26 protein-coding genes are annotated in these 23,471 nt (G+C 43.5%); 12 read left to right on the forward strand and 14 right to left on the reverse strand.

Translation table 11 applies throughout. The features are described 5' to 3' along the window. Positions 1-5: 5 nt before the first annotated feature. The 10 genes from ACOQOE_RS16970 to grpE all read right to left on the reverse strand — a co-directional run bounded on the left by ACOQOE_RS16970 (position 6) and on the right by grpE (position 10,689). Positions 6-452 carry an ATP synthase subunit C gene (locus tag ACOQOE_RS16970; protein WP_067862529.1) on the reverse strand — a complete coding sequence of 149 codons (447 nt, stop codon included), beginning with the start codon at positions 450-452 and terminating at the stop codon, positions 6-8. After that, positions 440-2,236, reverse strand: a complete 1,797-nt coding sequence (locus ACOQOE_RS16975; protein WP_420554537.1) for a V-type ATP synthase subunit I — start codon at positions 2,234-2,236, stop codon at positions 440-442. The genes ACOQOE_RS16970 and ACOQOE_RS16975 overlap by 13 nt, the downstream gene beginning before the upstream one ends. After that, positions 2,233-2,835, reverse strand: coding sequence for a V-type ATP synthase subunit D (locus ACOQOE_RS16980; RefSeq protein WP_067862533.1), 603 nt, complete (start codon positions 2,833-2,835; stop codon positions 2,233-2,235). The genes ACOQOE_RS16975 and ACOQOE_RS16980 overlap by 4 nt, the downstream gene beginning before the upstream one ends. An 18-nt stretch (positions 2,836-2,853) precedes the next feature. After that, positions 2,854-4,227, reverse strand: a complete 1,374-nt coding sequence (locus ACOQOE_RS16985; protein ID WP_420554538.1) for a V-type ATP synthase subunit B — start codon at positions 4,225-4,227, stop codon at positions 2,854-2,856. Positions 4,228-4,261: 34 nt separating this feature from the next. Next, positions 4,262-4,573, reverse strand: a complete 312-nt coding sequence (locus ACOQOE_RS16990; RefSeq protein WP_067862537.1) for a YqfO family protein — start codon at positions 4,571-4,573, stop codon at positions 4,262-4,264. A 472-nt stretch (positions 4,574-5,045) separates the two neighbouring features. After that, the gene (dapB, locus tag ACOQOE_RS16995) at positions 5,046-5,852 is read right to left on the reverse strand and encodes a 4-hydroxy-tetrahydrodipicolinate reductase (protein ID WP_197467995.1); all 807 of its coding nucleotides are present in this window, start codon (positions 5,850-5,852) and stop codon (positions 5,046-5,048) included. A 12-nt stretch (positions 5,853-5,864) separates the two neighbouring features. Then, complete coding sequence (gene cysE / locus ACOQOE_RS17000) at positions 5,865-6,668, reverse strand: serine O-acetyltransferase (protein WP_067862540.1); 804 nt, start codon at positions 6,666-6,668, stop codon at positions 5,865-5,867. A gap of 76 nt (positions 6,669-6,744) precedes the next feature. Further along, positions 6,745-7,878 carry a molecular chaperone DnaJ gene (gene dnaJ / locus ACOQOE_RS17005; RefSeq protein ID WP_067862542.1) on the reverse strand — a complete coding sequence of 378 codons (1,134 nt, stop codon included), beginning with the start codon at positions 7,876-7,878 and terminating at the stop codon, positions 6,745-6,747. Positions 7,879-8,015: 137 nt separating this feature from the next. Next, entirely contained in the window at positions 8,016-9,941 is a 1,926-nt protein-coding gene (gene dnaK / locus ACOQOE_RS17010) for a molecular chaperone DnaK (RefSeq protein ID WP_067862544.1), read from the reverse strand. 154 nt (positions 9,942-10,095) lie between these two features. After that, the gene (grpE, locus tag ACOQOE_RS17015; protein ID WP_067862546.1) at positions 10,096-10,689 is read right to left on the reverse strand and encodes a nucleotide exchange factor GrpE; all 594 of its coding nucleotides are present in this window, start codon (positions 10,687-10,689) and stop codon (positions 10,096-10,098) included. Positions 10,690-10,884: 195 nt separating this feature from the next. Here grpE and recN point away from each other — a divergent pair, with 195 nt between their 5' ends. Next, positions 10,885-12,549, forward strand: coding sequence for a DNA repair protein RecN (gene recN, locus ACOQOE_RS17020; RefSeq protein ID WP_420554539.1), 1,665 nt, complete (start codon positions 10,885-10,887; stop codon positions 12,547-12,549). Positions 12,550-12,637: 88 nt separating this feature from the next. Here recN and fur read toward each other — a convergent pair whose 3' ends face one another. Then, entirely contained in the window at positions 12,638-13,063 is a 426-nt protein-coding gene (fur, locus tag ACOQOE_RS17025; protein ID WP_067862551.1) for a ferric iron uptake transcriptional regulator, read from the reverse strand. Between the two features lie 117 nt (positions 13,064-13,180). Between fur and ACOQOE_RS17030 the strand changes: the two genes are divergently transcribed. After that, positions 13,181-13,528 (forward strand): outer membrane protein assembly factor BamE, encoded by a 348-nt coding sequence (locus ACOQOE_RS17030; RefSeq protein WP_420554540.1) that lies wholly within the window; start codon positions 13,181-13,183, stop codon positions 13,526-13,528. Between the two features lie 5 nt (positions 13,529-13,533). Here the strand turns inward: ACOQOE_RS17030 and ACOQOE_RS17035 are convergent, their stop codons facing one another. From ACOQOE_RS17035 to ACOQOE_RS17045, 3 genes are read right to left on the reverse strand one after another with little or no spacing between them, the layout of a single operon-like run. Next, positions 13,534-13,842, reverse strand: a complete 309-nt coding sequence (locus ACOQOE_RS17035; RefSeq protein WP_420554541.1) for an RnfH family protein — start codon at positions 13,840-13,842, stop codon at positions 13,534-13,536. Positions 13,843-13,851: 9 nt separating this feature from the next. Then, a complete protein-coding gene (locus ACOQOE_RS17040; RefSeq protein WP_420554542.1) occupies positions 13,852-14,283 on the reverse strand; it encodes a type II toxin-antitoxin system RatA family toxin in 432 nt (143 codons plus the stop codon). Positions 14,284-14,298: 15 nt separating this feature from the next. Continuing rightward, entirely contained in the window at positions 14,299-15,663 is a 1,365-nt protein-coding gene (locus ACOQOE_RS17045; RefSeq protein WP_067862558.1) for a sodium-dependent transporter, read from the reverse strand. Between the two features lie 189 nt (positions 15,664-15,852). Between ACOQOE_RS17045 and smpB the strand changes: the two genes are divergently transcribed. The 10 genes from smpB to ACOQOE_RS17095 all read left to right on the forward strand — a co-directional run bounded on the left by smpB (position 15,853) and on the right by ACOQOE_RS17095 (position 23,469). Then, complete coding sequence (gene smpB / locus ACOQOE_RS17050) at positions 15,853-16,326, forward strand: SsrA-binding protein SmpB (RefSeq protein ID WP_420554543.1); 474 nt, start codon at positions 15,853-15,855, stop codon at positions 16,324-16,326. 304 nt (positions 16,327-16,630) lie between these two features. Next, positions 16,631-17,758 (forward strand): hypothetical protein, encoded by a 1,128-nt coding sequence (locus tag ACOQOE_RS17055; RefSeq protein ID WP_420554544.1) that lies wholly within the window; start codon positions 16,631-16,633, stop codon positions 17,756-17,758. Positions 17,759-17,762: 4 nt separating this feature from the next. After that, positions 17,763-18,299, forward strand: a complete 537-nt coding sequence (locus ACOQOE_RS17060; RefSeq protein ID WP_067862564.1) for a hypothetical protein — start codon at positions 17,763-17,765, stop codon at positions 18,297-18,299. Between the two features lie 131 nt (positions 18,300-18,430). Then, a complete protein-coding gene (locus ACOQOE_RS17065; protein ID WP_197467996.1) occupies positions 18,431-19,060 on the forward strand; it encodes a hypothetical protein in 630 nt (209 codons plus the stop codon). A 14-nt stretch (positions 19,061-19,074) separates the two neighbouring features. Next, a complete protein-coding gene (locus ACOQOE_RS17070) occupies positions 19,075-19,569 on the forward strand; it encodes a hypothetical protein (RefSeq protein ID WP_067862568.1) in 495 nt (164 codons plus the stop codon). Positions 19,570-19,596: 27 nt separating this feature from the next. Continuing rightward, the gene (locus tag ACOQOE_RS17075; protein WP_075107888.1) at positions 19,597-20,169 is read left to right on the forward strand and encodes a hypothetical protein; all 573 of its coding nucleotides are present in this window, start codon (positions 19,597-19,599) and stop codon (positions 20,167-20,169) included. Between the two features lie 28 nt (positions 20,170-20,197). Then, on the forward strand, positions 20,198-20,755 hold the full coding sequence (locus ACOQOE_RS17080) for a hypothetical protein (protein ID WP_067862572.1): 558 nt from the start codon (positions 20,198-20,200) through the stop codon (positions 20,753-20,755). 13 nt (positions 20,756-20,768) lie between these two features. Continuing rightward, entirely contained in the window at positions 20,769-21,662 is an 894-nt protein-coding gene (locus ACOQOE_RS17085) for a hypothetical protein (RefSeq protein ID WP_067862574.1), read from the forward strand. A gap of 27 nt (positions 21,663-21,689) precedes the next feature. Continuing rightward, the gene (locus ACOQOE_RS17090; protein ID WP_067862575.1) at positions 21,690-22,343 is read left to right on the forward strand and encodes a hypothetical protein; all 654 of its coding nucleotides are present in this window, start codon (positions 21,690-21,692) and stop codon (positions 22,341-22,343) included. A 10-nt stretch (positions 22,344-22,353) separates the two neighbouring features. Next, positions 22,354-23,469: a PASTA domain-containing protein gene (locus ACOQOE_RS17095; protein WP_067862577.1), complete on the forward strand. Its 1,116-nt coding sequence runs from the start codon at positions 22,354-22,356 to the stop codon at positions 23,467-23,469. Positions 23,470-23,471: the final 2 nt, after the last annotated feature.

Here is a 23,471-nt window from a genome sequence, read left to right on the forward strand (position 1 = left end):
ACCACCTAGGCTGGCACACCTGCACTGATAACTAATGCAAAAATAAACGCAAACACAGCAAACCCTTCCACAATTGCAGCAGGCGCTAACGACATACCAAAGATTTCAGGACGAATTTTTGCAACATTAATTGCAGAAGCACAGCAGCGCCCCTGCCAAGCAGCACTGAACAATAATGCTAAGCCACAAAGCAAACCTATCGCCGCTAAACCGGGCGCATTATCAACAGTGATCTCACGGTTCAAAGCAAACATCACCACAATTCCATAAATTGACTGTGATGAAGGCATTGCAGCAATACCTATGTACCGACCATGGCCTGTTTCTGTCTCTAATAAAGCACCACATGCGGCCTGCCCAGCAAGAGCACAACCAATCATGCTACCAATAGCCCCTAACGCCATAGGCCCATACAAACCAGCCCAACCCAAAGCAATGATTAGGTTATCCAAGGTGAAACCTCCTGTTTAGCGAACGGCTGAAAGGCATAACCCTCATCAGCCAAACTCCAGTTATAAAATTCAATCAAGTTAAGGCGTAAACCGTGGATAACTCCACTGATTACAGTCAGTAAAAAGTTCAAAAGATGCCCAACCAAAGGGATAAGCACTTTAAAAAGAAGACCAATGGCAGGCAAAGCAGCCGCAACATCAACAGCCAATTTGTTAAAAGTCATGGCAAGAGAGGCGCTCGCTAAACCTAATGCAAATAAGCGCAAATAACTTAAAACATCGCCAAACAGCTTAGTAATACCGGTTAAAGCTAACAAACCATCAACAAGCCTCATCCCACTCCAGCCACTACGTGCAGAAGAGAAACATAGAACAAGCATTAACCCTGCGGCAAAACACAACCAGTGCAGAACAGTAAAGCCTTGAATCCAACCGGCTAAGGCCACTGCTATACTGATTGCCCAGCCTATTGCGGCCCAGGCTTGTAGCGACTTCCTACGTACCCAAGCCATCATCAAATTGCCTAATATCAGATGGATAGCACCGACGGTAATCGAGAGCAGCATCATACTATCAAAGTCGTTAAGATCTAACATTTTAAGCCCTTGAAGCCATCCAAATGGGGCCTGAGCACCGAAATAACTACCGACAACAACACCCCATATAAATCCAGCGATGGCTAACGCACAACCCATAGCACGCAGGCGTATACCGCTTTCAGTCATACCCATACGTTGCCAATAGAAAAACAAAATTGCAGCAAGCAGTAAGGAGTAACCTGCATCCGACATAATCAATGCAAAAAATGAAACGAATGAGAAGAAAACAACACGAGAAGGGTCCCAGCTACGATAACCAGGCATTTGGAAGAAGTTGACCACCTCTTCACCACCCGCTATGGCCGTAGGGTTATCAAGTAAGGTGGGAGGAAGCTCATCCTCTTTAGGTGACTCAACTTGAAGCGCTAAGCACTGTTCTTGCGCTAATAACTGGAGTTGCGCTAAATGCTCCTCGGAGAGCCAACCTTGAACTGCGAAAATTTCATCTCTATCTAATGTTTGATTAGAGACTTCCGCTAACTGTGCAGCATCATCAGTACCCGCAATAGAGCGCTGTAACAAATATATCCACCGCGTATAACCTTCTCGTTCAGCTTCAACGGTTTCAAGTTCAATCTCAATATCTTCTAATTCTCGCTTGAGATGAACCAGCGGCACGGCACCCGTGTGGGTTCGAAGAACAGGCAGTACATTAATACCTGGCTCTTTTTCAGAGATAACTGCAATATAGCTGTGACGGTTATCTCGATGAACCACCTGCCAAGGAAGTTCAACATCTTGCAGCTCTTTCATACGGAAATTGGGTACTAAATAGAACCAAAAGCGCTGTCCATAAAGTTCATTTTCTTCCGGTAATTCAAAGCTCCCCCAAGGGGTTAAATCTTTAATTCTTTTCTGTAAGAAGTCATATCGTTCAACAAGATCGAGGCGTAATCGGCGGTTTTTCTCGACACCTTGAACTACAGATAGCAGGTCGAAATGACGTTCACTAACAACCTGTTTCCGCTTTTGTTTACAATTCAGAAGGTAATGTAAACTTTCATATAACTGCTCTGGACTAACCTTTAATGAGTTTGTTTCGGTATGCTTGGAGGGTGCCGAAGAGGATAGTTCCTGTAAAGGTATAATATGCATTACACCTAAAGACTGAAGCTGATCTAAAACCTGTGCTTTATCTTCAGTTAACCCAACTAATGTGGCTTTTTTTAACGCTAGGATACTCATAGCTGCATCCTCCTGCGTTTATTTTTTGCAATTTTTGCTCTCACAACACCGGCACGCTCGGCATCTGAGAGCGCTATTCTAATTTTACGTATATTTCTTTGTGCTTCAGGAATCAAAACCTTATCAAACAGATTTAATCGCTGTGTGGTTTTTTGTAACCCTAGCTCCAGCAATTCTAACCGTTGTTGATAGATCTTAACTTCGATCTCAGTTCGTAACGCTTTGGTCTGTAAATTTAAGAAATCATCGACCCAGTGAGGTAGCAACAATACCGAATATTTTGCTATTTCGACGTCAAACACTGCCAACTTTGGTAACTCTAATCCAACAAGGTTCACATAATTAATAGTTAGCTGTTTAACCTGTATCAGTGAGTTTAAATCAATTTTTGAATCCGCAGACATAGGTAACTGCTCAACCACTTGCTGCTGCAATAACGCCAACTGTTCTTGATTATTTTCCAAGGCAGCAACCGCTTCTTGGCGAGCTGATAATAATTGCTTACGCTTAAGATCCAACGCAGGTACAAACTGCTTAAAAGCCTTTAAGCGCCGCCCCTCTCTATTGAGCGTGGTTTTATTAAGCGCTAACTTTGCCACTATTTATCTACCTTACTATTAAAGAGTTTCACTACTTTGAACATCGGCCTTTTTCGGGAAATACTTATCAATCAGCACTTGTTTCATTAACAACTCATGATCATGAAAGCATTCAGCTAAGGTTTCCCAGCTCAGATCCAACGCATCTTCTAAAGGCAAAGTAACGTCTATACCCATAAATCGTTGACGGAAGAGTTCACCAAATTTCAGAAGGCGCTCATCATACTCACTCAGTTCAAATGACATAGCCTGTTTCTGAGCGGCATCTTGCGCTTCTGCATAAAAGCGCACCATCGTATTCATAATCTGACTGTGGTCTTCACGGGTTACTTTGCCGATAACGTGCTGCTTTAAGCGTGATAAAGAGCCAAAAGGATCAATTACGCCATTATGCAAATAGAACTGACCTTCCGTTATATAACCCGTATTATCAGGCACAGGGTGCGTTACATCATCGCCCGGCATAGTTGTTACAGAGAGAATAGTCACAGACCCTGCACCTTTATAATCACAAGCTTTCTCATAACGACGTGCAAGCTGTGAATAAAGGTCGCCGATATAACCTCGGTTAGAAGGTACATGCTCCATAGAGATACCTACCTCTTTCAAAGCATCCGCATAAGCGGTCATATCAGTTAGTAAAACAAGGACGCGTTTGCCCTCTTCTACTGCAAATCGTTCCGCTACCGCAAGCGCCATATCCGGTACTAATAAAGCTTCGACGGTAGGATCTGAACCTTGATGAACAAACATCACCGTACGAGCATGAACACCTGCCTCCTCAAACGCTTGGCGAAAAAAGTAATAATCATCAAAGATCAGCCCTATCCCACCAAACACAACCACGTCAGCATCCGCGTGTGTGCCAATCTGAGCCAACAGCTGGTTATAAGGCTCGCCTGCAACTGAAAAAATAGGTATTTTTTGGCTTTCAACTAGGCAGTTAAAAACATCAATCATCGGCACATCAGTGCGGATCATATGGGAGGCTAAGACACGACGTGCGGGATTTACTGTTGGCCCGTCGATCTCAATTTTTGGTTCTTCCGTTAACGCTGGGCCTGTATCAATCGTTCGCCCAGTGCCAGAAAAGGCACGACCAAGAATATTAGGGGAGAATGTAACTTCCATTGATCGCCCTAAAAAGCGAATAACAGAATGAGTGGACAAACCTTTAGTGCCGCTAAACACCTGAAGAGACACGGCCTCTTTATCGAGCAAAATCACTTGCGCCAAACTGGCATGCTGGCCACGATTTTCATCATTTTCAATTAATGCCAGATCACCAAAACATATAGGTGAAATACCTTCTTCAGACAGTGGCACATGAACTTTGACGATATCGCCCACTATCTCAAGAATTCGCGAATACCTAACCAGCAGCTGCGTCACAACGTTCTCCCTATAAGAATTATGCGAATATGAGTTAAAACATTTCTAATTTCCAAACTTCATAGGCAGGCTCTTCATATGGATGAGCCTGTTTTAAAGCCATGACTGCCTGCTTAATAAACTCTTCATCACAAACCAATTCAACTTTCCATTCTGAAACGGTTTCTAACTCGTTGCACTTACCTATAAAAGGGGTACTGCCTTCTAAGGCTCTAAACTGTCCACGACCCAGCACTTGCCAGCAACATTGATCGTAATTACCAATACGGCCAGCACCTGTACTAAAAATAGCCGTTTTAACAGTTTCCAAATGATCTTCAGGTACAAAAAAACTCAACTTATACACGTACTTTTACCTGTTTATATCACACCGATAAGAATCTGCCACTCATTAAGTAAGTAACAACTAAAGTAAGCAACAACGGCTAAGCTCAAAATCTAATTCTATTAATCTACCACCTAATCGATTCAAGATAGAGTCATGACTCCAGTCTGCTTTATCTAGGTAACAAACAAATTGATCTGCGGCATTGATAGTTTAAGTTATTTGGCTAATTTCTACATTTCTACTACCCAATAGAATAATACTAATCTGCTCATCAAAACTTTAGCAAGATCCAGATAGAACTTCATACAGACCATAGGCAGATTGTAATAACGGACTTAAGAACCTACGAGCCATGAGCTCAAGCAAAAGTTTGTGTCTTAAAAATAAGGCGTTACCTCTCCACACACCACGCCTATTGCACAAAATATGAATAAGCAGGCATAAAAAAACCGCTTTAAAAGCGGTTTTAGCTATCAATCATCAATATAGGTTATTTCAGACCTAAAATATCTTGCATATCAAACAGGCCAGATTTTTTACCTTCTAACCACTTACACGCACGTACCGCACCTTTAGCAAAGGTCAGACGGTTACTAGCTTTATGAGTAATTTCTATACGCTCACCTTCAGTAGCAAACAGTACCGTATGATCGCCCACCACATCACCTGCGCGAATGGTTTCAAAACCGATTTCGCCACGTGGACGCGCACCGGTAATCCCTTCACGACCATAGACTGCGCACTCTTTTAAATCTCGACCAAGTGCATCGGCTACGACTTCACCCATACGTAACGCGGTGCCGGAAGGGGAATCAACTTTATGACGGTGATGCGCTTCGATCACCTCAATATCATAATCATCATTACCTAATGCCTGAGCGGCTACTTCTAGCAGCTTAAAGCATAAGTTCACGCCGACACTCATATTCGGTGCAAAAACAATCGCCGCCTTGCTGGAACGGTCTTGCAATATCGCTTTTTGCTCATCATTTAGACCGGTGGTCCCAATGACAATTTGTTTACCGTTCTCAACACAGAAATCGACATTCTGTAAGGTCACTTCCGGCGCAGTAAAATCAATCAACACATCAAAATCATCAACGGCTTCAGACAAGGAACCTTTGATAGTAACACCGAGCTTCCCAACGCCAGCCATTTCACCTGCATCAGCGCCGATCAAGGTACTTGTAGGCTCAACAATCGCGGCCCCTAATTCTATATTTTCAGTCATTTGGATAGCTTCAATATTAGCTTTACCCATTCGACCCGCTGCACCAGTCACTGCCACTTTAATCATGCGTTTTTTCCATTAGTCTTTGTCATACAGAATATTTTGATCCATATCCAGTGCAGGTTTCTCACAGGATGGGTGTCCTACTGCTCGGGCAGGCACACCAACAACAGTCGTATGTGCAAGCACATCATCAAGGACAACACTCCCACCGCCAATTTTTGCGCCAGCGCCAATTTCTATATTGCCGAAAATTTTTGCACCTGCCGCGATCATGACACCTTCGCGGATCTTTGGATGTCTATCACCTGTAATCTTACCGGTTCCGCCTAAAGTAACTGACTGCAGAATAGATACGTCATTCTCGATCACACTCGTTTCACCCACAACAATACCTGTTGCATGATCAAACATAACCCCTTGGCCAATAACGGCACCCGGATGTATATCCACTTGGAGCACACTACTGACACGACTCTGAATATACATCGCCATGCTTTTACGCCCCTGCTTCCACATATAATGCGCTACTCGATAAGCCTGTATCGCGTGAAAACCTTTAAGGTAGAGTAAGACAGTAGAATATTTATCAATAGCAGGATCGCGTGTACGTACCGCCGCTATATCAGCACAAACTGCCGCAATAATTTCCGGCGCATCACGAAAGACCTCTTCTATGACTAAACGGAAAGTTACCGCAGGTACGGCATCGTCATAGAGCTTTCGGCTTAAAAGATAGGCCAGTGCTGAACATAAGCTTTGGTGGCCTAATATATTGGCGTGGTAATAACCCGCTAAAACTGGCTCATTAATGACTTCTTGCTCAGCTTCTGCAGTAATCTCTTGCCAAAGCCAATCTCGGCATTCTGGATTCTGGCTCATGCCATCTCCGATGATCTTGTAAATACTCAAGTTAGCAGAGACTTTCCTAACCAACCTGAGTATTTGGGACAACTTTTTAGGTCATGTCTTCAAAGAATTTCTTCACGGAATCAAAGAAGCCATGCTTTTTAGGGCTGTGTTTACGTGTACCTTGCTCCATCTCATCTTGGAACTCACGCAATAACTCTTTTTGACGACTACTTAGTTTAACCGGCGTTTCCACAACCACTTTAACCAACATATCACCAACAGAACCACCACGAACAGGCGCAATACCTTTGCCTCGTAAGCGGAACATTTTGCCCGTCTGCGTTTCAGCAGGCACTTTCAGTTTCACACGGCCATCCAAAGTCGGAACTTCAAGCTCACCACCTAGGGCTGCATCAACAAAACTGATAGGTACTTCACAATAAAGATGTTTGCCATCACGCTCAAATATTGGATGCTCTTTAACATGAACCTGAACATAAAGATCACCCGCAGGACCACCATGCGTACCTGCTTCACCTTCGCCAGATAAGCGAATACGATCACCTGTATCAACTCCTGCAGGGATTTTAACGGATAAGGTTTTGGTTTTCTCTTTACGACCCTGACCATGACAATCAGTACAGGGATCAGAGATAATTTTACCTTCACCATGACAGGTAGGACAGGTTTGCTGTACAGAGAAAAAGCCTTGTTGCATACGCACTTGGCCTTGGCCGCCGCACGTACCACATACTTTAGCTGAACTCCCAGGTTTGGCACCAGTACCGTCACACGTTTCACAGGCTACAAGCGTAGGAATCTGGATGCTTTTTTCGACACCACGAACCGCCTCTTCCAGTGTCATCTCCATGTTGTAACGTAGATCAGCACCACGCTGCACGGAGCTTCGACCGCCACGACCACCGCCGCCGCCAAAGATATCTCCAAAGACATCACCAAAGATATCTGAGAAGTTACCATCAAAGCCGCCACCTTGACCGCCACGCATGTTGGGATCTACACCCGCATGACCGTATTGATCATAAGCAGCTTTTTTCTGCGCATCCGAAAGTACTTCGTAGGCTTCATTCACCTCTTTGAACTTATCTTCAGCCTCTTTATCATCCGGATTACGGTCCGGGTGATACTTCATCGCCATACGGCGAAAAGCTTTTTTGATATCCCGATCAGATGAATCTCGGGAAACACCTAATATTTCGTAATAATCTTGTTTCGACATGGTCACAACACTTGTCAGGGCTTAATGCCGGATATGACAACGCGGGCATAAAGCCCGCGGTGCCGAGTAAATCTGCTTTCCAGCTAAAGCCGGAAAGCCAATGCTAAATAGATCCTTTAAATCAGCGTCAATACGACTTATTTTTTGTCGTCTTTCACTTCTTCAAATTCTGCATCTACTGCATCATCGTTACCGCCGGTCTGTTCTTCTCCTGCAGCACCTTGAGCCGCTTCAGCTTGTTGAGCAGCTTCAGCATACATTTTTTGTGCAACAGCAGAGATCGCTTCAGTTAATGCCGCTGTTTTAGCTTCAATCGCGTCTTTATCATCCGCTTTCAAAGCTTCTTCCAACTCAGCAGTCGCTGCTTCAACAGCCGTTTTCTCTTCCTCAGTCGCTTTATCACCCGCTTCTTCCATTGTTTTCTTAGCGGAGTGAACCATGGCATCACCCTGGTTACGAGCCTGAGTTAGTTCTTCAAACTTTTTATCTTCTTCAGCATGGGCTTCAGCATCATTAACCATCTGATCAATTTCATCATCGCTTAAACCTGAAGAAGATTTAATCACGATAGATTGCTGCTTACCTGTTGCCTTATCTTGAGCGGATACATTCAAGATACCGTTTGCATCCAAGTCGAATGTTACTTCGATCTGTGGAACACCACGTGGCGCTGGTGGAATCTCAGCCAAGTCAAAACGACCTAGTGACTTGTTCTGTGTCGCTTGCTTACGCTCACCCTGAACAACATGAATTGTTACAGCGTTCTGGTTGTCATCGGCAGTAGAGAAGATCTGAGACTTCTTCGTTGGAATAGTCGTGTTCTTCTCAATAACTGGAGTAGCAACGCCACCCATAGTTTCGATGCCTAGTGTTAGCGGTGTTACATCAAGAAGTAGAACGTCTTTAACGTCGCCAGCCAGTACCGCACCTTGAATCGCAGCACCCATTGCTACCGCTTCATCAGGGTTCACATCTTTACGTGGTTCTTTACCGAAGAACTCAGACACTTTCGCCTGAACCATTGGCATACGAGTCTGACCACCAACAAGGATAACTTCGTCGACTTCAGACATGCTCAAGCCAGAATCTTTAAGTGCTAGACGGCAAGGCTCAAGTGAACGTTCAACCAGCTCTTCAACCAAAGATTCAAGTTTTGAACGGCTAATTTTAACATTAAGATGTTTAGGGCCTGACGCATCAGCTGTGATGTAAGGCAGGTTAACATCAGTGCTCTGTGCAGATGACAACTCAACTTTCGCTTTCTCTGCACCCTCTTTAAGACGCTGTAGCGCAAGAGGATCGTTGTGTAGATCAATACCTGTATCTTTCTTAAACTCTGCAGCCAAGAACTCAATCAAACGTAAGTCAAAGTCCTCACCACCAAGGAACGTATCACCGTTAGTCGATAACACTTCAAACTGGTGCTCGCCATCAACTTCAGCAATTTCGATGATAGAGATATCAAATGTACCACCACCTAAGTCATAAACAGCGATGGTTTTATCACCTTTAGACTTATCCATACCATAAGCCAGTGCAGCAGCTGTTGGCTCGTTGATAATACGTTTAACGTCTAGGCCTGCAATACGTCCCGCATCTTTTGTTGCTTGACGCTGAGCATCGTTAAAGTAAGCAGGTACAGTAACAACCGCTTCAGTTACCTCTTCACCGAGGTAGTCTTCAGCTGTTTTCTTCATTTTTTTCAGAATCTCAGCAGAGACCTGAGGTGCAGCTAGTTTTTCACCTTTTACTTCAACCCAAGCATCACCGTTGTCTGCTTCAATAATTTTGTACGGCACCATTTTGATGTCTTTCTGTACAACTTCATCTTTAAAGCGACGACCGATTAAACGCTTGATCGCAAATAATGTATTATTCGGGTTAGTAACTGCCTGACGCTTAGCCGGCTGACCAACCAAAATTTCACCGTCTTCTGCGTAAGCGATGATAGAAGGCGTAGTACGATCGCCTTCAGCGTTTTCAATTACTTTAGTTGTGTCACCATCTAAAACAGAAACACAAGAGTTTGTGGTTCCTAAGTCAATACCGATGATTTTACCCATTTGTATCTGCTCCAATTCGCGCTGCCCGATTACGACGGACAGTATTTAAAACTTGTAAAAGATAGCTACACTGTCGTGCTCTCAACTATCTCTCATGCTATGCAATCTATATAAGTACGTTTTATAAGGTTTCAAGGGTTACAAGTAAAAAAACTTATCCTTTTGCAACCACAACCATCGCCGGACGTACCAACCGGCCATGTAATGTGTAACCTTTCTGCATGACAGCAATAACGCTATTAGGCTCTGCATCAGGCGCATCCACCATTGACATCGCTTGATGTAATGCAGGATCAAACGCTTCACCTAAAGGACTAACCTGTTCCATCTTGAACTTCTCAAGTCCAGACAAGAACATCTTCATCGTCATCTCAACACCTTCACGCACAGGCTGCAGTGCTTCATCATCACCAAAAGCTTCAATTGCACGCTCTAAGCTATCAACAATTGGCAGCATTTCATTAGCAAATTTTTCTACACCAAATTTATGTGCTTTTTCGACATCCTGCTCAGCACGACGGCGAACATTCTGAGCTTCAGCCTGAATTCGAAGCATCTGATCTTTCAGAGATTCAACTTCTGCTACAGCAGCAGCTAACTCTTGAGCTAATGTCTCAGCATTCTGCTCTTCGCTTTCCCCATTCTCATCAACAATCTTTTCTGCTGTTTCTGTAGCAGCATCAAGTTGCTCATCATTTACAGATTCTGTTTGCTGGTTATCTTGTGGTGTCTGTTCTTCATGTGCCATTGCTACTCTCCAGCCAGCTCCGTGTTAACGTCACGGAAAGTCTAGGTATTAATTTCATTTGCAGCTTATATGGGGCCAAAGAGATACCTTTCAACACTTGAAAGCACTTTTTTTCAGATAAATTCAGATAAATATTGCATCAGCACACAAAAAAGCTTATATAAAAGTACTGTATAAAAACACATGTAATTTATTATGCTGAATCAACTGACTATTCGTGACTTTGCAATTGTTGAAAGCCTTGATCTAGAACTCAATCAAGGCATGACTGTCGTAAGCGGTGAAACTGGGGCCGGCAAGTCCATTATGCTAGACGCTTTGGGCCTCACTTTGGGCAACCGTGCCGAAGCCGGCACTGTAAGATTAGGCGCTGACAAAGCGGATATTACAGCAAGCTTCAATATTGCTGATATACCTAGCGCAGAACAGTGGCTACAAGAGAATGACCTAGATAACTGCGGAGAGTGCATTTTAAGGCGCGTAATCACTAAAGAGGGGCGCTCTCGCTGCTATATTAATGGTCGCCCTTCACCGGCTAGTTCTGTCAAATCTTTAGGTGAACACCTGATCGCTATTCATGGCCAACATGAACATCAACGCTTATTAAAAAGGGACTATCACCGCACACTACTAGATGACTTTGCGGGACTCAATAAGCTGGCCGAGCAAACACGCCATGCATTCCAACATTGGTCAAAACTGAATACAGAACTGACCCATTTATCAGAACAAAGCGCTGAGCAAACGTCACGCATTCAATTATTGAGCTATCAAATTGAAGAACTTGACCAGCTCGCTCTACAAGAAAACGAATTGAAGCAACTTGAACAAGAACAAAAAACCTTATCCAACGCCGGCGAAATACTGAGCACAGGCCATGAATTTATAGGCCTCGCCAGTGATAACGAAAATAGTAATTGTGTGCAATCACTTAACCACTGTCGTCAGCTTCTCACGGGTATCGAGTCTGAATCCCCCTCAGTCCGCCAAGCAGCCGAAATGCTTGATTCAGCCTTAATCCAAGTAGAAGAAGCTAGTACCGAAATTCGTCACTACCTAGACAGAGTGGAGATAAACCCAACACGCCAACAAGAGGTTGAAGAGCGTTTATCAACCATTTTTGAAATTGCACGCAAACATCGTATTAAACCAAACGAGATCACAACACTACATAAAGAACTTCAACAGGAATTCAACTCGCTCAGTCGCACCGATGAAGAACTTGAACAGTTAGAAGCATCCGTTGAGAGCGCATATTCAAGGATCATCGAACTCGCAAAAAAACTCAGCGAAAAACGAAACAAAGGCGCTCAAAAATTAAGCAAACTTGTCGATCAGCAACTACATAGTTTAGGCATGCCCGCAGCGTCGTTAACTGTGCAACTATCTACTTTAGAGAAACCAACCGCTAATGGACTAGAAGATATTGAGTTCTTGATCATAACCAACCAAGGCCAGCCAGCAAAACCTCTCAACAAAATAGCATCTGGCGGTGAATTATCTCGTATCAGCCTTGCTATTCAAGTAATCACGGCACAAACATCTACCACGCCCACACTTATTTTTGATGAGGTTGATGTAGGTATAGGCGGAGCTATAGCTGAGGTTGTCGGTAAACTATTAAGAACATTAGGCCAAAGCGCACAGATTCTTTGTGTCACTCACCAACCGCAAGTTGCATCACAAGGGCATCAACATCTATTTGTCAGCAAACGTAGTGATAAGCAACAGACCCATACCCAGATAGATCAATTAACAGAAGATAGACGGATAGAGGAGATAGCTCGCATGCTTGGCGGTATATCCATTACCGAACGCTCCATTGAGCATGCTAAGGAGATGTTAGATCTACAGCATTAACCTTAAAAAAAACAAGGGTTATAACAAACACTAAAAGACCAGCATAATTGCTGGTCTTTTAGAATTCACCGTAGCTAAGAATTGACGCTTACTTTTTACCTATGGAATCTTTATGGATACCGTATAGATAAAGCGTTCTATCAGTAACAACAAAACCCATAGACTCAGCAATTTCGTTTAATAGAACATTCAACCGCGGATCATTAAACTCTTTTACCATACCGCTTTTAACGCAAACAATATGATCATGTGCTTCATCACGCGCCAATTCAAAAACAGAGTGCCCACCTTCAAAGTGATGACGTGTCACTAAACCTGCGGCTTCAAACTGAGTTAATACCCTATAAACTGTTGCTAAGCCTACATCCTCGCCCTTTTCCATCAGTAATTTATAAATATCTTCAGCACTGAAATGATCACCTTCACCGGCTTGCTCCAGTATTTGATAAATTTTTACACGAGGCAAGGTAACTTTAAGACCCGCTTTTCGAAGTTCCTGATTTTCAAGTGACATAATAATTCTCTAGGCTATTTGGTGTTATCAAGTAAGCATAACAAGCTTAATAACTTGTTCAAATGCGTACGAATCTTTATTATCCGCATTTACGCACAATTGTGGAAGCAAAAACAGATGCAAAAACTACTTATTATCGCAGTACTCACTATAGTACTGTCTGGTTGTTCCGGTTTTCCTGGGGTTTATAAAATTGATATTCCACAAGGCAATGTAGTTAACCAAGAGATGGTTGACCAATTACGTCCAGGAATGACGGAAAACCAAGTCCGTTTCATTATGGGCAGCCCACTAATAACCGATACCTTCCATGAAGGCCGCTGGGACTATCTATATAGCAAGAAAAGCGGGTCAGAAAACGATGAAGGTTATATTCGCGAGCGCATATCCCTCTACTTTAAAGACGGCAAGCTATCCGGCCTAAATGGCGATTTCCGTCCAGGCGGTGGTAAAAGCGACAATTAAACCTGTTAGCGCGCAGCAGCTTCAGCTTCTTTTTTTGCTTTCATTTTAGCAGCGCGCTTTGCTCTAACCTCTTTAGGGTCTGCGATCAAAGGTCGATAGATCTCTACTCTCTGACCTTCACGCAAAACTGTTTCCTTAGGGTTTTTAATCGCTTTAGAAAAAATCCCCATGGGTGCTGTTTCTGGATCAATTTCCGGAAAGATCTCGACGATACCAGATTTGATCACGGCGTCATAAGCTGTACATTCATCTGGTACATTCAATGAAATGATTTTCTGTTCTGTGGGTAATGCAAACGCAACTTCGACAATCATATCGTGCTCTTAATCATAAATTTCATCAGCGCGACTTACGAAAGCATCAACTAAAGTCGTCGCGACTTGGTTAAATACTTTACTCATCGCAAGGGATGCAATTTTACCAGAAAACTCAAACTTAAGATTAAGGCTCACTTTGCATGCCTCATCACTGAGAATTTTAAAATCCCAAATACCAGCTAAAGAGGAAAAAGGACCCTCTACTAATTCAAGCATCATTTGGTTAGGACGTTTTAAGTCATTACGTGTAGTAAAACTGTATTTTAGACCTGCTTTAGACAAATACAGAGTTGCGATCAACTCCTGATCCGAACGGCTAACAACTTCAGTTTTAGAGCACCAAGGCAAAAACTCAGGATAACGCTCTACATCATTAATAAGATCAAACATCTGTTCTGCAGTGTGCAACACCAATGCACTGCGATCTACCTGAGCCATACCAAAAAAATGCCCCTACTTAAGCTTCTCAATTAAATTGAGAACAAAAATCACTGACACGCCTATAGGCGCAATAAAACGCAACGCAATATACCATGCATTAAACAGCAGAGGGGAAGAGATTGCCAACTCATTGGCCACCATATCCCGCGTGATAATCCAGCCTGCAAAGATAGCAATAAACAAACCACCCAGCGGCAACATTATATTAGCCGTCATGAAATCGAGGAAATCGAATACATTAAATCCAAGTAATTTCACATCAGAGATAAAGTTGAACGAACCTAAGGCGGCAACTCCCATACCCCAAACAATCAAACCCAAAACAATACAGGCGGGAATACGATGCCAATTAAACTTTTCGACTAACCAAGCAGCCGCTGGTTCCATTAGAGATATCGCCGAAGTCCAAGCGGCGATACCCACCAGCAAGAAGAACACAAAACCAAAAACCTGTCCGCCAGGCATCTGACCAAACGCAACAGGCAGAGTCACAAACATCAAACCAGGCCCCGCTCCTGGATCCATGCCATTAGAAAAAACGATAGGAAAAATAACCAACCCAGCAATCAGGGCAACCAAGGTATCCATGATTGCGATCCAAATAACCGCACCACCGATAGACGTTTTCTTCGGCATATATGACCCATAGGCCATAATTGCTCCCATCCCCAAAGATAAAGTAAAGAATGAATGTCCTAAAGCCACTAGAACAGAATCCCAACTTAATTCAGATGGGTCATAATGAAACAAAAAATCCCAGCCCGCCGTAAACCCTTCCGTTTGCGAAGAGTATCCCAACATAACAAGCAATAAGAGAAACAATGCGGGCATAAGAAATTTAACCGCATTTTCCAATCCCTTTTTAACGCCGCCAACAATAACTAGCATGACCATCATGACAAAAATCGAGTGCCAGATAATCAATGTCTGCGGGTCATCTAATAGGTTATTAAACACAGCACCTGCGTCCGCACTGCCTATAGCAATAAAGTCGCCAACCCCCATTCCCGCGATATAAAACAACACCCAACCCGCGACAACTGAGTAGAAAGAAAAAATCATAAACCCTGCAAGAACGCCCGTCCAACCGACAAGCGACCAGTACTGAGAGCGCCCTGCTTCAAGCGCCACACTTTTCATCGCATTAATAGGACTTTGACGGCCCCGACGCCCGATGAGTACTTCGGCTATCATGATCGGCACCCCAACAAGCAAAATGCAGCAGAGGTATACCAAGACAAACGCCCCTCCCCCGTTTTCACCCGTTATATAGGGAAACTTCCAGATATTACCTAAGCCTACAGCTGATCCTGTAGCCGCTAATATAAAGATCCAACGCGATGTCCAAGCACCATGAATAGATGTTTTGTCTTGCATAAGCTGATAGCTCTCTATTTATTCTTATGATCAACAGATAGCGAAATTCTTTCATCTATACTTCAAAAGCACAACGAAAAATAATCACTTTCCAACCATTAAAAAAGTACGGCAACGCCATTTCACACAACGGTAAATATTATTAGAACTGCTTTCTTTGCTTTGATCTGCACTATATAATCGCCCGCCATGGCTAAAAAGAAAAAAGCCCCATCAGGCAACACCATCTGTCAAAACAAAAAAGCACGTCACGAGTTCCTTATTGAGGATAAATTCGAGGCGGGCTTAGTGCTGACCGGATGGGAAGTAAAAAGTTTACGCGAAGGTCGCGCACAGCTCGTTGAATCTTATGTGAATATTCATAAGGGAGAAGCGTGGCTTGTGGGCGCCCATTTCACACCATTAAAGACAGCCTGCACCCACGTGGTCGCAGACCCTACACGTCAAAGAAAACTACTCTTAAATCATCGAGAGCTAGTTAAAATCATTAGCGCGATCAATGCTAAAGGTCTTACCTGCGTCCCACTTTCGCTCTATTGGAAAGGTAATCACATTAAATGTGAAATAGCCTTAGCCAAAGGTAAAAAACAGCATGACAAACGTGCTGCTGATAAAGATAAAGACTGGGCACTACAAAAACAGCGTTTAATGGCAGCTAGATAAATTGAGCAGCGACACTTGCCTAAGTGTCGCCCTCCCCCCTTGAATATGTTTTCTCATGTCATCGCTCAATTAAATGAACTTTAATCACGCTGCGCTGCAACGTAAAAATTAACAACCATTCGTAGAATCAACAACTTATTAAGTACTCAGGTAATTCCCTTAACACCCTATTTTATCCTCAGATAAACAAGCGTTTAAAATATACGTTTTCACCTCTTGATTTTGATCATTTCTAGTGCAATAGTTTACTCCAAAAAGCACATCACAGCGTGTTTTATGCAGCAGGGCGTTCAGGGAGAATAACGTGCAGTCACAGGGATATCAGTTACAAGTCAACAGCATAGGTGACGCAAATGCATTGACTATTAGTGCAGCTCATCAACATTTCGGGCTTTCTAAACAAGAGTGTGTTCAACGAATACTTACCTCGCCTTCTATACTTCAGTCTAATCTCAGCCAAGAGCGAGCGTCACAATTGAAAGCTGCGCTCAGCGACTTCAAGCTACCTTGTGAAATTGTTGGCAATGATGTCGTTATAGATACCGATACAACACAATACGAACTAGCCGCTCACATAAAAAGATTTGATCACGCAGCCGAATTTGCTGCTGAAATTGCAGCATTTACAGGGCAGACCGGCGAAGAAATTATCAAAAGTCTGACCCAAGTTCCCGCCATACTTTTAGGGCGCTTATCCAAAACGGTTGCCGCAGACCTTATCAGACGCTTTAGTAAACCTGGTATAGAGTTAGTTGCCTCAGCACCGGCAACTGCGCTTTATACTGTAATGGCATTTATGCCTAGTTATAATGAATCAATCCGAAGCCAATACATTAGCCTAGGCCTTAAACCCAATACTAATGAAGTCACCTGTAAACAGTGGTCAGCTAACAACTTAAGTTACAGCGCAGCACAAGATATATGGCAAAAAGCAACATCACTTCATCTTCCTGTAATTATCCAGAATCATGATTATTTCAGGTTTAACCTCGCCCTTGACACTGTACCTTCAGAATTAGATTTCGACTCTTTTTCAAACTGGTTAACTGAGCAATTCTCAATACCCGAAAAGATCCATAGGAAACTAATCAACTCCCTACCCATTGTATTAGAACGCTCTATTCCACTTGAGGATGCCCAAAAACATCTAGCTGTAATGTATGAATTGGGTTGCCAAGGGAGTGCAATATCAGTAGCGGGAGAGAAATATAATATCGAATTCAAAAACATAACCCCAAACACCCAACAAGCTCTAAGTAACCTGCTTAACAGTATTATGGGAAGAACAATACTGCTACCAACACCTAAAGATGGCATAAGCACAACCCCCTTAGCCGCTAATATCCATCAAGCATTGTGGATTACACACGAAGCAAAGAAAGCTGGATTGCTCGCACGCCTTATTCCAACAACCGAATCAAAAGGCCAATAAAGTCATGGATGCTGAACAAATCAGTTTTGGCGGAGCCTTAGAAGAGATCGCTTCCCTGCTAAAACGGCGACAATATGAACCCGCAGTTCAAGCTATCCACGTGCTAAGTCAGGCAGCTATGCGGCAAAATATTCAACTGATATTACAGCGCTATTTAGCCGAGTTAAGCATGGAATGCTTAGAGTTATGCGGGCAACTTAATACAGCACTCGATATTTGCGAACACAGCCTCGAACAATATGCAGAAGCTGCAGACAGTTTATCGACAGAAGCGAAAAAAGATCAGATCACACTAGAGATGAGAAAGCTCTGTTTGTTAGTCAAACTTGATATGCGCGATCAACTCGTCGCTCAGAACAAACACCTCATTTCACTCTGTACAGCCCAACAACAAGCAACATTGCAACCCATATTAAACCGTATAAATAGGTATAGCAGCGCTTCATCTGGCCGCTTAACTCAAGAACAACAAGGCTTAGGGTTATTTCATCTATCTGACCGACTTGTTCGAGAGGGCGCTAAAGCCATTGGCTTAGCTTAAAACTGAGCGCCAATACAAATTTATACATTGCTGTAGAAAGGAATTCTCTTACTGCATAAGTGCAGTAATAAACGCAATAGATCTGTGCATAGGTCAACCGATTAGCTCAGGCTAATCAACAAAGGGAGAGTATGATGAATTTTGATAACGAAGTCGCCGGAATGACACCGGGTCAGGCACTCATGGATGTGCCCATCCCTAAGCTTATCGAAAACACCGCGAAAGCAATCGCCTCCGCACAATATGAACTCGATGCGACCTCAGTGCGTGCAGCTACGCTACTCAGTGAGACACAAGTAACCTTCAATGATGCGCAAGGCGTACCTCGAGATAGGAGCTTACTTGAACTTGGTTTTATCCCACAGTTCTATCACTTTACTGAAACGGAGATGGAGTTCAAAGTTACCATTTCCGTACGGGTTGAATCAGGCATAGATATTGGCGGTGAACTAGAAGCCGGAACACCAGAAAACTCAAGCTTTCCTGTCGCATTTGCTGGCAGTATCTCTTTCGACCTACACCACAAATATGAGTTTGATATGGAAGCCGTCTCCCGTATCAAAACCACTATGCGCTCAGTTCCACCACCGCAAGCATTTTTAGATGCTATAAAGACCCATGCTGCAAACGGCGGCGGGCGCATTGCTTCCGATCCAAATCCCGCACCATTAGTTGATACACCTGCAGATCCTATCAACATTGACACGCCTGCGGATAACGACACACCGACCGACAATGGCGATACGGACACCGACGGCTAACCTGGAGCACTAAAATGTCACATAACAAAGTGATGGCAAGTTTAGAGCAATCCCCACTGCCAGGGCTTCTTAATCAGCTGGGTACCGCCATTGCCTCAGCGCAACGTGAGCTCGATATCAACTCTATCAATATGGCGATGCAGCTCGGTGATGCGGAAGGGCATGGAGTCGATGTAGGGGATGGTGAAAAACAATCGCTAATTAGCCTTGGATTTGCGCCTGTTTTTTATCACTTCACAGAAGCAACCATCGATCTAAAAGTCTCCTTATCGTCCTCAACCAGCAGAGAAGCCAGTTTTGGCACCTCAGTCATGGCTGGCGGCACCGCCTACTTCGTTATGTTTGCCGCGACGGTCAGCGCATCTTTCAGTAGTAAATATAGTTTCTCATCTGAAGCGAGCAGCTCAATAACAGCCAGAATTTCATCCATTCCACCCCCTAATGCTTTTCAAAACTGGCTCGCCAGTCGGCAACCAACCTCAACCAATAATAACGATACTAACGAATAAATTAGCAATATTTACAGGAGTTAACTCATGTCAAACATAGGAAGAGATCTACTAAATGTCCCCATGGGGGAGATGATCCGAGAGATGGCGTTTGCTATCGCCGACGCCCAATATGAATTGGACCAAGCCAGTGTACATGTAGCCCAAATGATGGGCGGGCGATTACCTATACTCGATGACAGCGGCAATATCACTGGTACTGAAGATACACGGGTATATTTTGGTAAAGATGAAGAGGGGAAATCACAAAAGCTCAGCATGATGGAATTAGGCTTTTCACCTACGTTCTACCAATTCACTAATAACATTATTGAAGTGAAAATTGCGATAAAAATGTCTCGTGAAATTGAACGTACAACCACAACCAATAGCACCCGCGACAACTACAAACGAAGCTCAAGCTTCTTTGGCCGTTTATTTGGCAGCAAAACAAAAGTAGGAACAACCACCGTCGACGCCACCTACTCAAGCAAATATAACTACAGTGCTGAAGGGGCCAGCTTATTACGCTGTAACTTAGTTCCGATTCCTGCACCGGCAATGTTTGAAGAACGGGTTCGAGCATTACTTGAAAATGACAATCCATCCGATGAAACCTAATGTCAAACTAAAATAGGAGCAACAGATTATGCCTCGTAGAAGCATTGGACGTGAACTAAGTGATGTCCCTTTTGGTGAAATGATAACCGGCATGGGGATGGCCATTGCAGAAGCTCAGTATGCAATGGATGAAAGCGGTCTACGCCTCGCCCAGATGATGAGCGGTGAATATGAAGTCACCGAAGTAGACCCCATTACAGGCGCTACATCGGTCACAAAAAAAGAATCTCTTGTTCATTTTGATGGCCAAAAAATGTCCTTAATTGAACTGGGCTTCACACCCACATTTTATCAATTTACCGATACAACTATTGAGATAAAAATCTCTATCAGTTTTACCGAGCAATCTGAGTTCGAACGCAAAAGCTCGAGTAAATCCGTCAGCGCAACTGCGACCGGTTTTATCATAGGTGCACATGCCAAAGTTAGAACCACATCCGTAAGCGCTCGCTATGCCAATAAATACAACTACTCGGCCGAAGGTTCTAGCTTAATGCGAAGCCGTATTATGCCTACGCCTCCACCGGCAGTTTTAGAAGAGCGCATTAGAGCTATTGTTGAGAGAAACCAACCTGACTCAGAATAAAAAAACCTAAGTGATGAGTGACTACCTTGACTGGAGCGACCTACTGGAAGAAGAGGATTCAAACGATTCACCTCAGTCTTCCACTACGCCGCTATTTGAAAGCGAAAAAAAATCACTAGCTGATCTACTGCAAATGGATCAAGTCTCAGATGAGCTTAAACATCTGATAGCGCACCATCAAGCTCTTGAACAGGAGATGGATCAATTATTAGGACGAACAAAGGCAGAAGAGAATAGCTGGGATAACCTACGTTTCCCGATGCCCGTTCACACTGCCAAATCGCGCCTACAAGATAAACAAGCAGCCAAAGCTGAACTTCTGTTGGCAGAACAAAAGAAAAGATGGCTAGAACAATCAAAACTAAAACGTAAACAAGAACAACAAAAAGAAGAACAAGCAAAAGCGTTAAAAACGGCGCAGCTTATTCGCAAAAAAATTGACACCAAAAACAAATTACAGCGCCAACAAAAGCTCGACCAATTAAAACGCGAGGCTTTAAATCAACAACTATTACAGCGTCAACGCAACGAAACATTACAACGCGAACGCCAAGAACGTTTAGCAATACAAAGACAGGAAGCATTAACACGTTTAGCGGCTGAACAGCAACGAATAGAACTACAAAGACAACAAGCACAGAAAATAGCTTTAGAAAACAAACAACGCCAAACCGAATACTTACTGCGGGAAGAAAGGCTAAAGAAAAAGCCTACCGACCCAGAGCAGGAAAATAGAGAAGCTGCAGCGGAAAAAGAGCTAGAACAACGACAAAACAGACTTCAAACACTCTTAGCTCGCAGAAAAGAAGAAGCGCGCCAACAGCAGTTAAACGATGAGAAACGGCGACAGCGCGCACTGCAAAAAAAAATGGACAGACGAGCAGAAAATGCCCGCTGGGGATTTTAGATCCAATGAATAGGTGGAGTAGATAACATGTCGAATCAGGTTGCCCAAGGGCAAAATTTAGATGACTTCCTGATCAATCTGGCTGATGGCCTGACCCAAGCACAAAGTCGGCTTAACAAAACGCCTGTACTCAATGCATATGGCCAAGAAGCGCTTGTTTACCATATCCCTAAAATGGAATTTGAGCTAAAGCTTGATATGACGTCAACATCCTCTTCCGAGGGTAGTAAGCAAGGTCGTTACACTAAAAAATTAGCATTTAAGCCATCCTCTGCAACGAATCAGACCCAAAGCGCCAGCAGCGTAATTCGAGGCGTAATGGTCGCCACACCGATTGATTCTGGACGGCCGACACCGATCATCACCCTGTCAGCTACAAAAAAATCGGCTACCCAAGTAACTATTGAGATACGCGGCCAAGACAGTCTAGGCACGCCCCTGAATAACAGTGTTGTTGAGGTAAATATCGACCGAGAACTATCCGAGAAGCTTAATAAACAAGAAAGAAGAGGCGCCTTACACAAAAGCACAAAACTTACTTTATCGACCTTAGAGCTTGACGATACAGGCTATGCCTCCTGCCAACTCAGCATCGCAAAAACAGAAAGTAAAAATCAGATTATCGCGATCAGTGCCGATCTGTTTTCACAAACCGAAACTCTGCTATATCGGCATCAATAGGAGATAACCAATGGCACTGTCAATTACAGCCAAGCTTCTTGATAACAATGGCAAAGCCCTAAAAAATGCCTTTGTAGATGTCTGTTTCTACGCTGCAAATGGTCGAATACAACGTATTGCTTCGGGTAGAACACTCGCAAGCGGTCTATTCAAAGCACAAGGCAGTGTAAACCTTACAGGATATTTACCGCGCGTCTTGCTACGAACTCAACACAAAAATAACTGGCTCAACCTAACCAACACACCAAAAAGCTATAGCAGCGCAAAATTGGATTTTGGCAACGTAAAAGTCAGTTTTAGTCCTGTTCTAACCGTTGCTAACACCATCTTCCATACAATTCCAACATCAATTACTGGGATTCCAGCAGCAGCCAGTAACACCGAAAGCGTAAAACAATTAAACACTCTTAAAGTTTCTAATCAAACACTAGAAAAACAGCTACAAGCCAGTAAAAAAGCGGAATCAACGCTAAAGCTTGAGATTGACCAGTTACGAAAAGTCACTCAGACAGCCAAGGTAGATCCTGCCATAACCAAGCAACTGTCGACGCTTCAGCTACATAATAAAAACCTAACCGAGCAACTAAAAGGCAAAGAGAAGCGTATAAAGGAACTCGAAAGAATAGATCCAAATGCCAAAATAAGCTTACAAACAGAAGAGCTTAATAAGGATGAAATGATCTCATCAGCTATGGCTGCGCTTAACAAAGCCGATACTGCCAACAATGGCCGCTTCCAACTAAAAAGTGCTCGTATGGATCTAAAAGTGCTGCCCGGTAGCAGTAAAGATAAAATACGACTCGTCAAAGATGCCAATAGCCTAACCTTAATTGATCCCGCCATGCTCTCGACACTGATACTCGACTTAGATGTCTCAGGCACTCAAGAAACAACCACAACTGAAAAACTAAAAATGCCCGACCTCATCGGCTATACCCGCAGCTTAGCTAATCGAAGACTCGATGAGATGCAGCTCGATGCCCAGTGGTACAACCAACAACTAACAAAAGAACAGCAAAGTGAAACCGGCAAAATTATTAGCCAATCACCTAAAGCTGGCACAGCAATCGATAGCGACACTGAAATCATGTTAATTATCGGGGTTTCCCCCAGTACAGGAGCTTAAAC

It is taken from the genome of Neptuniibacter marinus (assembly GCF_965223595.1).
GTDB classification, from domain to species: Bacteria; Pseudomonadota; Gammaproteobacteria; order Pseudomonadales; family Balneatricaceae; genus Neptuniibacter; species Neptuniibacter marinus.

What these genes read in the sequence shown, in the direction of transcription:
- dapB (WP_197467995.1), bottom strand. Translation starts at nt 5,852, where the DNA reads ATGATTAAAGTGGCAGTGACTGGTGCAGCGGGTCGAATGGGTAAAGCT.
- ACOQOE_RS17040 (WP_420554542.1), bottom strand. Translation starts at nt 14,283, where the DNA reads ATGGCTCAGGTAGATCGCAGTGCATTGGTGTTGCACACTGCAGAACAG.
- dnaJ (WP_067862542.1), bottom strand. Translation starts at nt 7,878, where the DNA reads ATGTCGAAACAAGATTATTACGAAATATTAGGTGTTTCCCGAGATTCA.
- ACOQOE_RS17035 (WP_420554541.1), bottom strand. Translation starts at nt 13,842, where the DNA reads ATGATTGTCGAAGTTGCGTTTGCATTACCCACAGAACAGAAAATCATT.
- ACOQOE_RS17085 (WP_067862574.1), top strand. Translation starts at nt 20,769, where the DNA reads ATGAGTGACTACCTTGACTGGAGCGACCTACTGGAAGAAGAGGATTCA.
- ACOQOE_RS17065 (WP_197467996.1), top strand. Translation starts at nt 18,431, where the DNA reads ATGATGAATTTTGATAACGAAGTCGCCGGAATGACACCGGGTCAGGCA.
- ACOQOE_RS17075 (WP_075107888.1), top strand. Translation starts at nt 19,597, where the DNA reads ATGTCAAACATAGGAAGAGATCTACTAAATGTCCCCATGGGGGAGATG.
- cysE (WP_067862540.1), bottom strand. Translation starts at nt 6,668, where the DNA reads ATGAGCCAGAATCCAGAATGCCGAGATTGGCTTTGGCAAGAGATTACT.
- ACOQOE_RS17060 (WP_067862564.1), top strand. Translation starts at nt 17,763, where the DNA reads ATGGATGCTGAACAAATCAGTTTTGGCGGAGCCTTAGAAGAGATCGCT.
- fur (WP_067862551.1), bottom strand. Translation starts at nt 13,063, where the DNA reads ATGTCACTTGAAAATCAGGAACTTCGAAAAGCGGGTCTTAAAGTTACC.
- ACOQOE_RS17030 (WP_420554540.1), top strand. Translation starts at nt 13,181, where the DNA reads ATGCAAAAACTACTTATTATCGCAGTACTCACTATAGTACTGTCTGGT.
- ACOQOE_RS17080 (WP_067862572.1), top strand. Translation starts at nt 20,198, where the DNA reads ATGCCTCGTAGAAGCATTGGACGTGAACTAAGTGATGTCCCTTTTGGT.
- ACOQOE_RS17095 (WP_067862577.1), top strand. Translation starts at nt 22,354, where the DNA reads ATGGCACTGTCAATTACAGCCAAGCTTCTTGATAACAATGGCAAAGCC.
- ACOQOE_RS17070 (WP_067862568.1), top strand. Translation starts at nt 19,075, where the DNA reads ATGTCACATAACAAAGTGATGGCAAGTTTAGAGCAATCCCCACTGCCA.
- recN (WP_420554539.1), top strand. Translation starts at nt 10,885, where the DNA reads ATGCTGAATCAACTGACTATTCGTGACTTTGCAATTGTTGAAAGCCTT.
- ACOQOE_RS17045 (WP_067862558.1), bottom strand. Translation starts at nt 15,663, where the DNA reads ATGCAAGACAAAACATCTATTCATGGTGCTTGGACATCGCGTTGGATC.
- dnaK (WP_067862544.1), bottom strand. Translation starts at nt 9,941, where the DNA reads ATGGGTAAAATCATCGGTATTGACTTAGGAACCACAAACTCTTGTGTT.
- ACOQOE_RS16975 (WP_420554537.1), bottom strand. Translation starts at nt 2,236, where the DNA reads ATGAGTATCCTAGCGTTAAAAAAAGCCACATTAGTTGGGTTAACTGAA.
- ACOQOE_RS17090 (WP_067862575.1), top strand. Translation starts at nt 21,690, where the DNA reads ATGTCGAATCAGGTTGCCCAAGGGCAAAATTTAGATGACTTCCTGATC.
- smpB (WP_420554543.1), top strand. Translation starts at nt 15,853, where the DNA reads ATGGCTAAAAAGAAAAAAGCCCCATCAGGCAACACCATCTGTCAAAAC.
- grpE (WP_067862546.1), bottom strand. Translation starts at nt 10,689, where the DNA reads ATGGCACATGAAGAACAGACACCACAAGATAACCAGCAAACAGAATCT.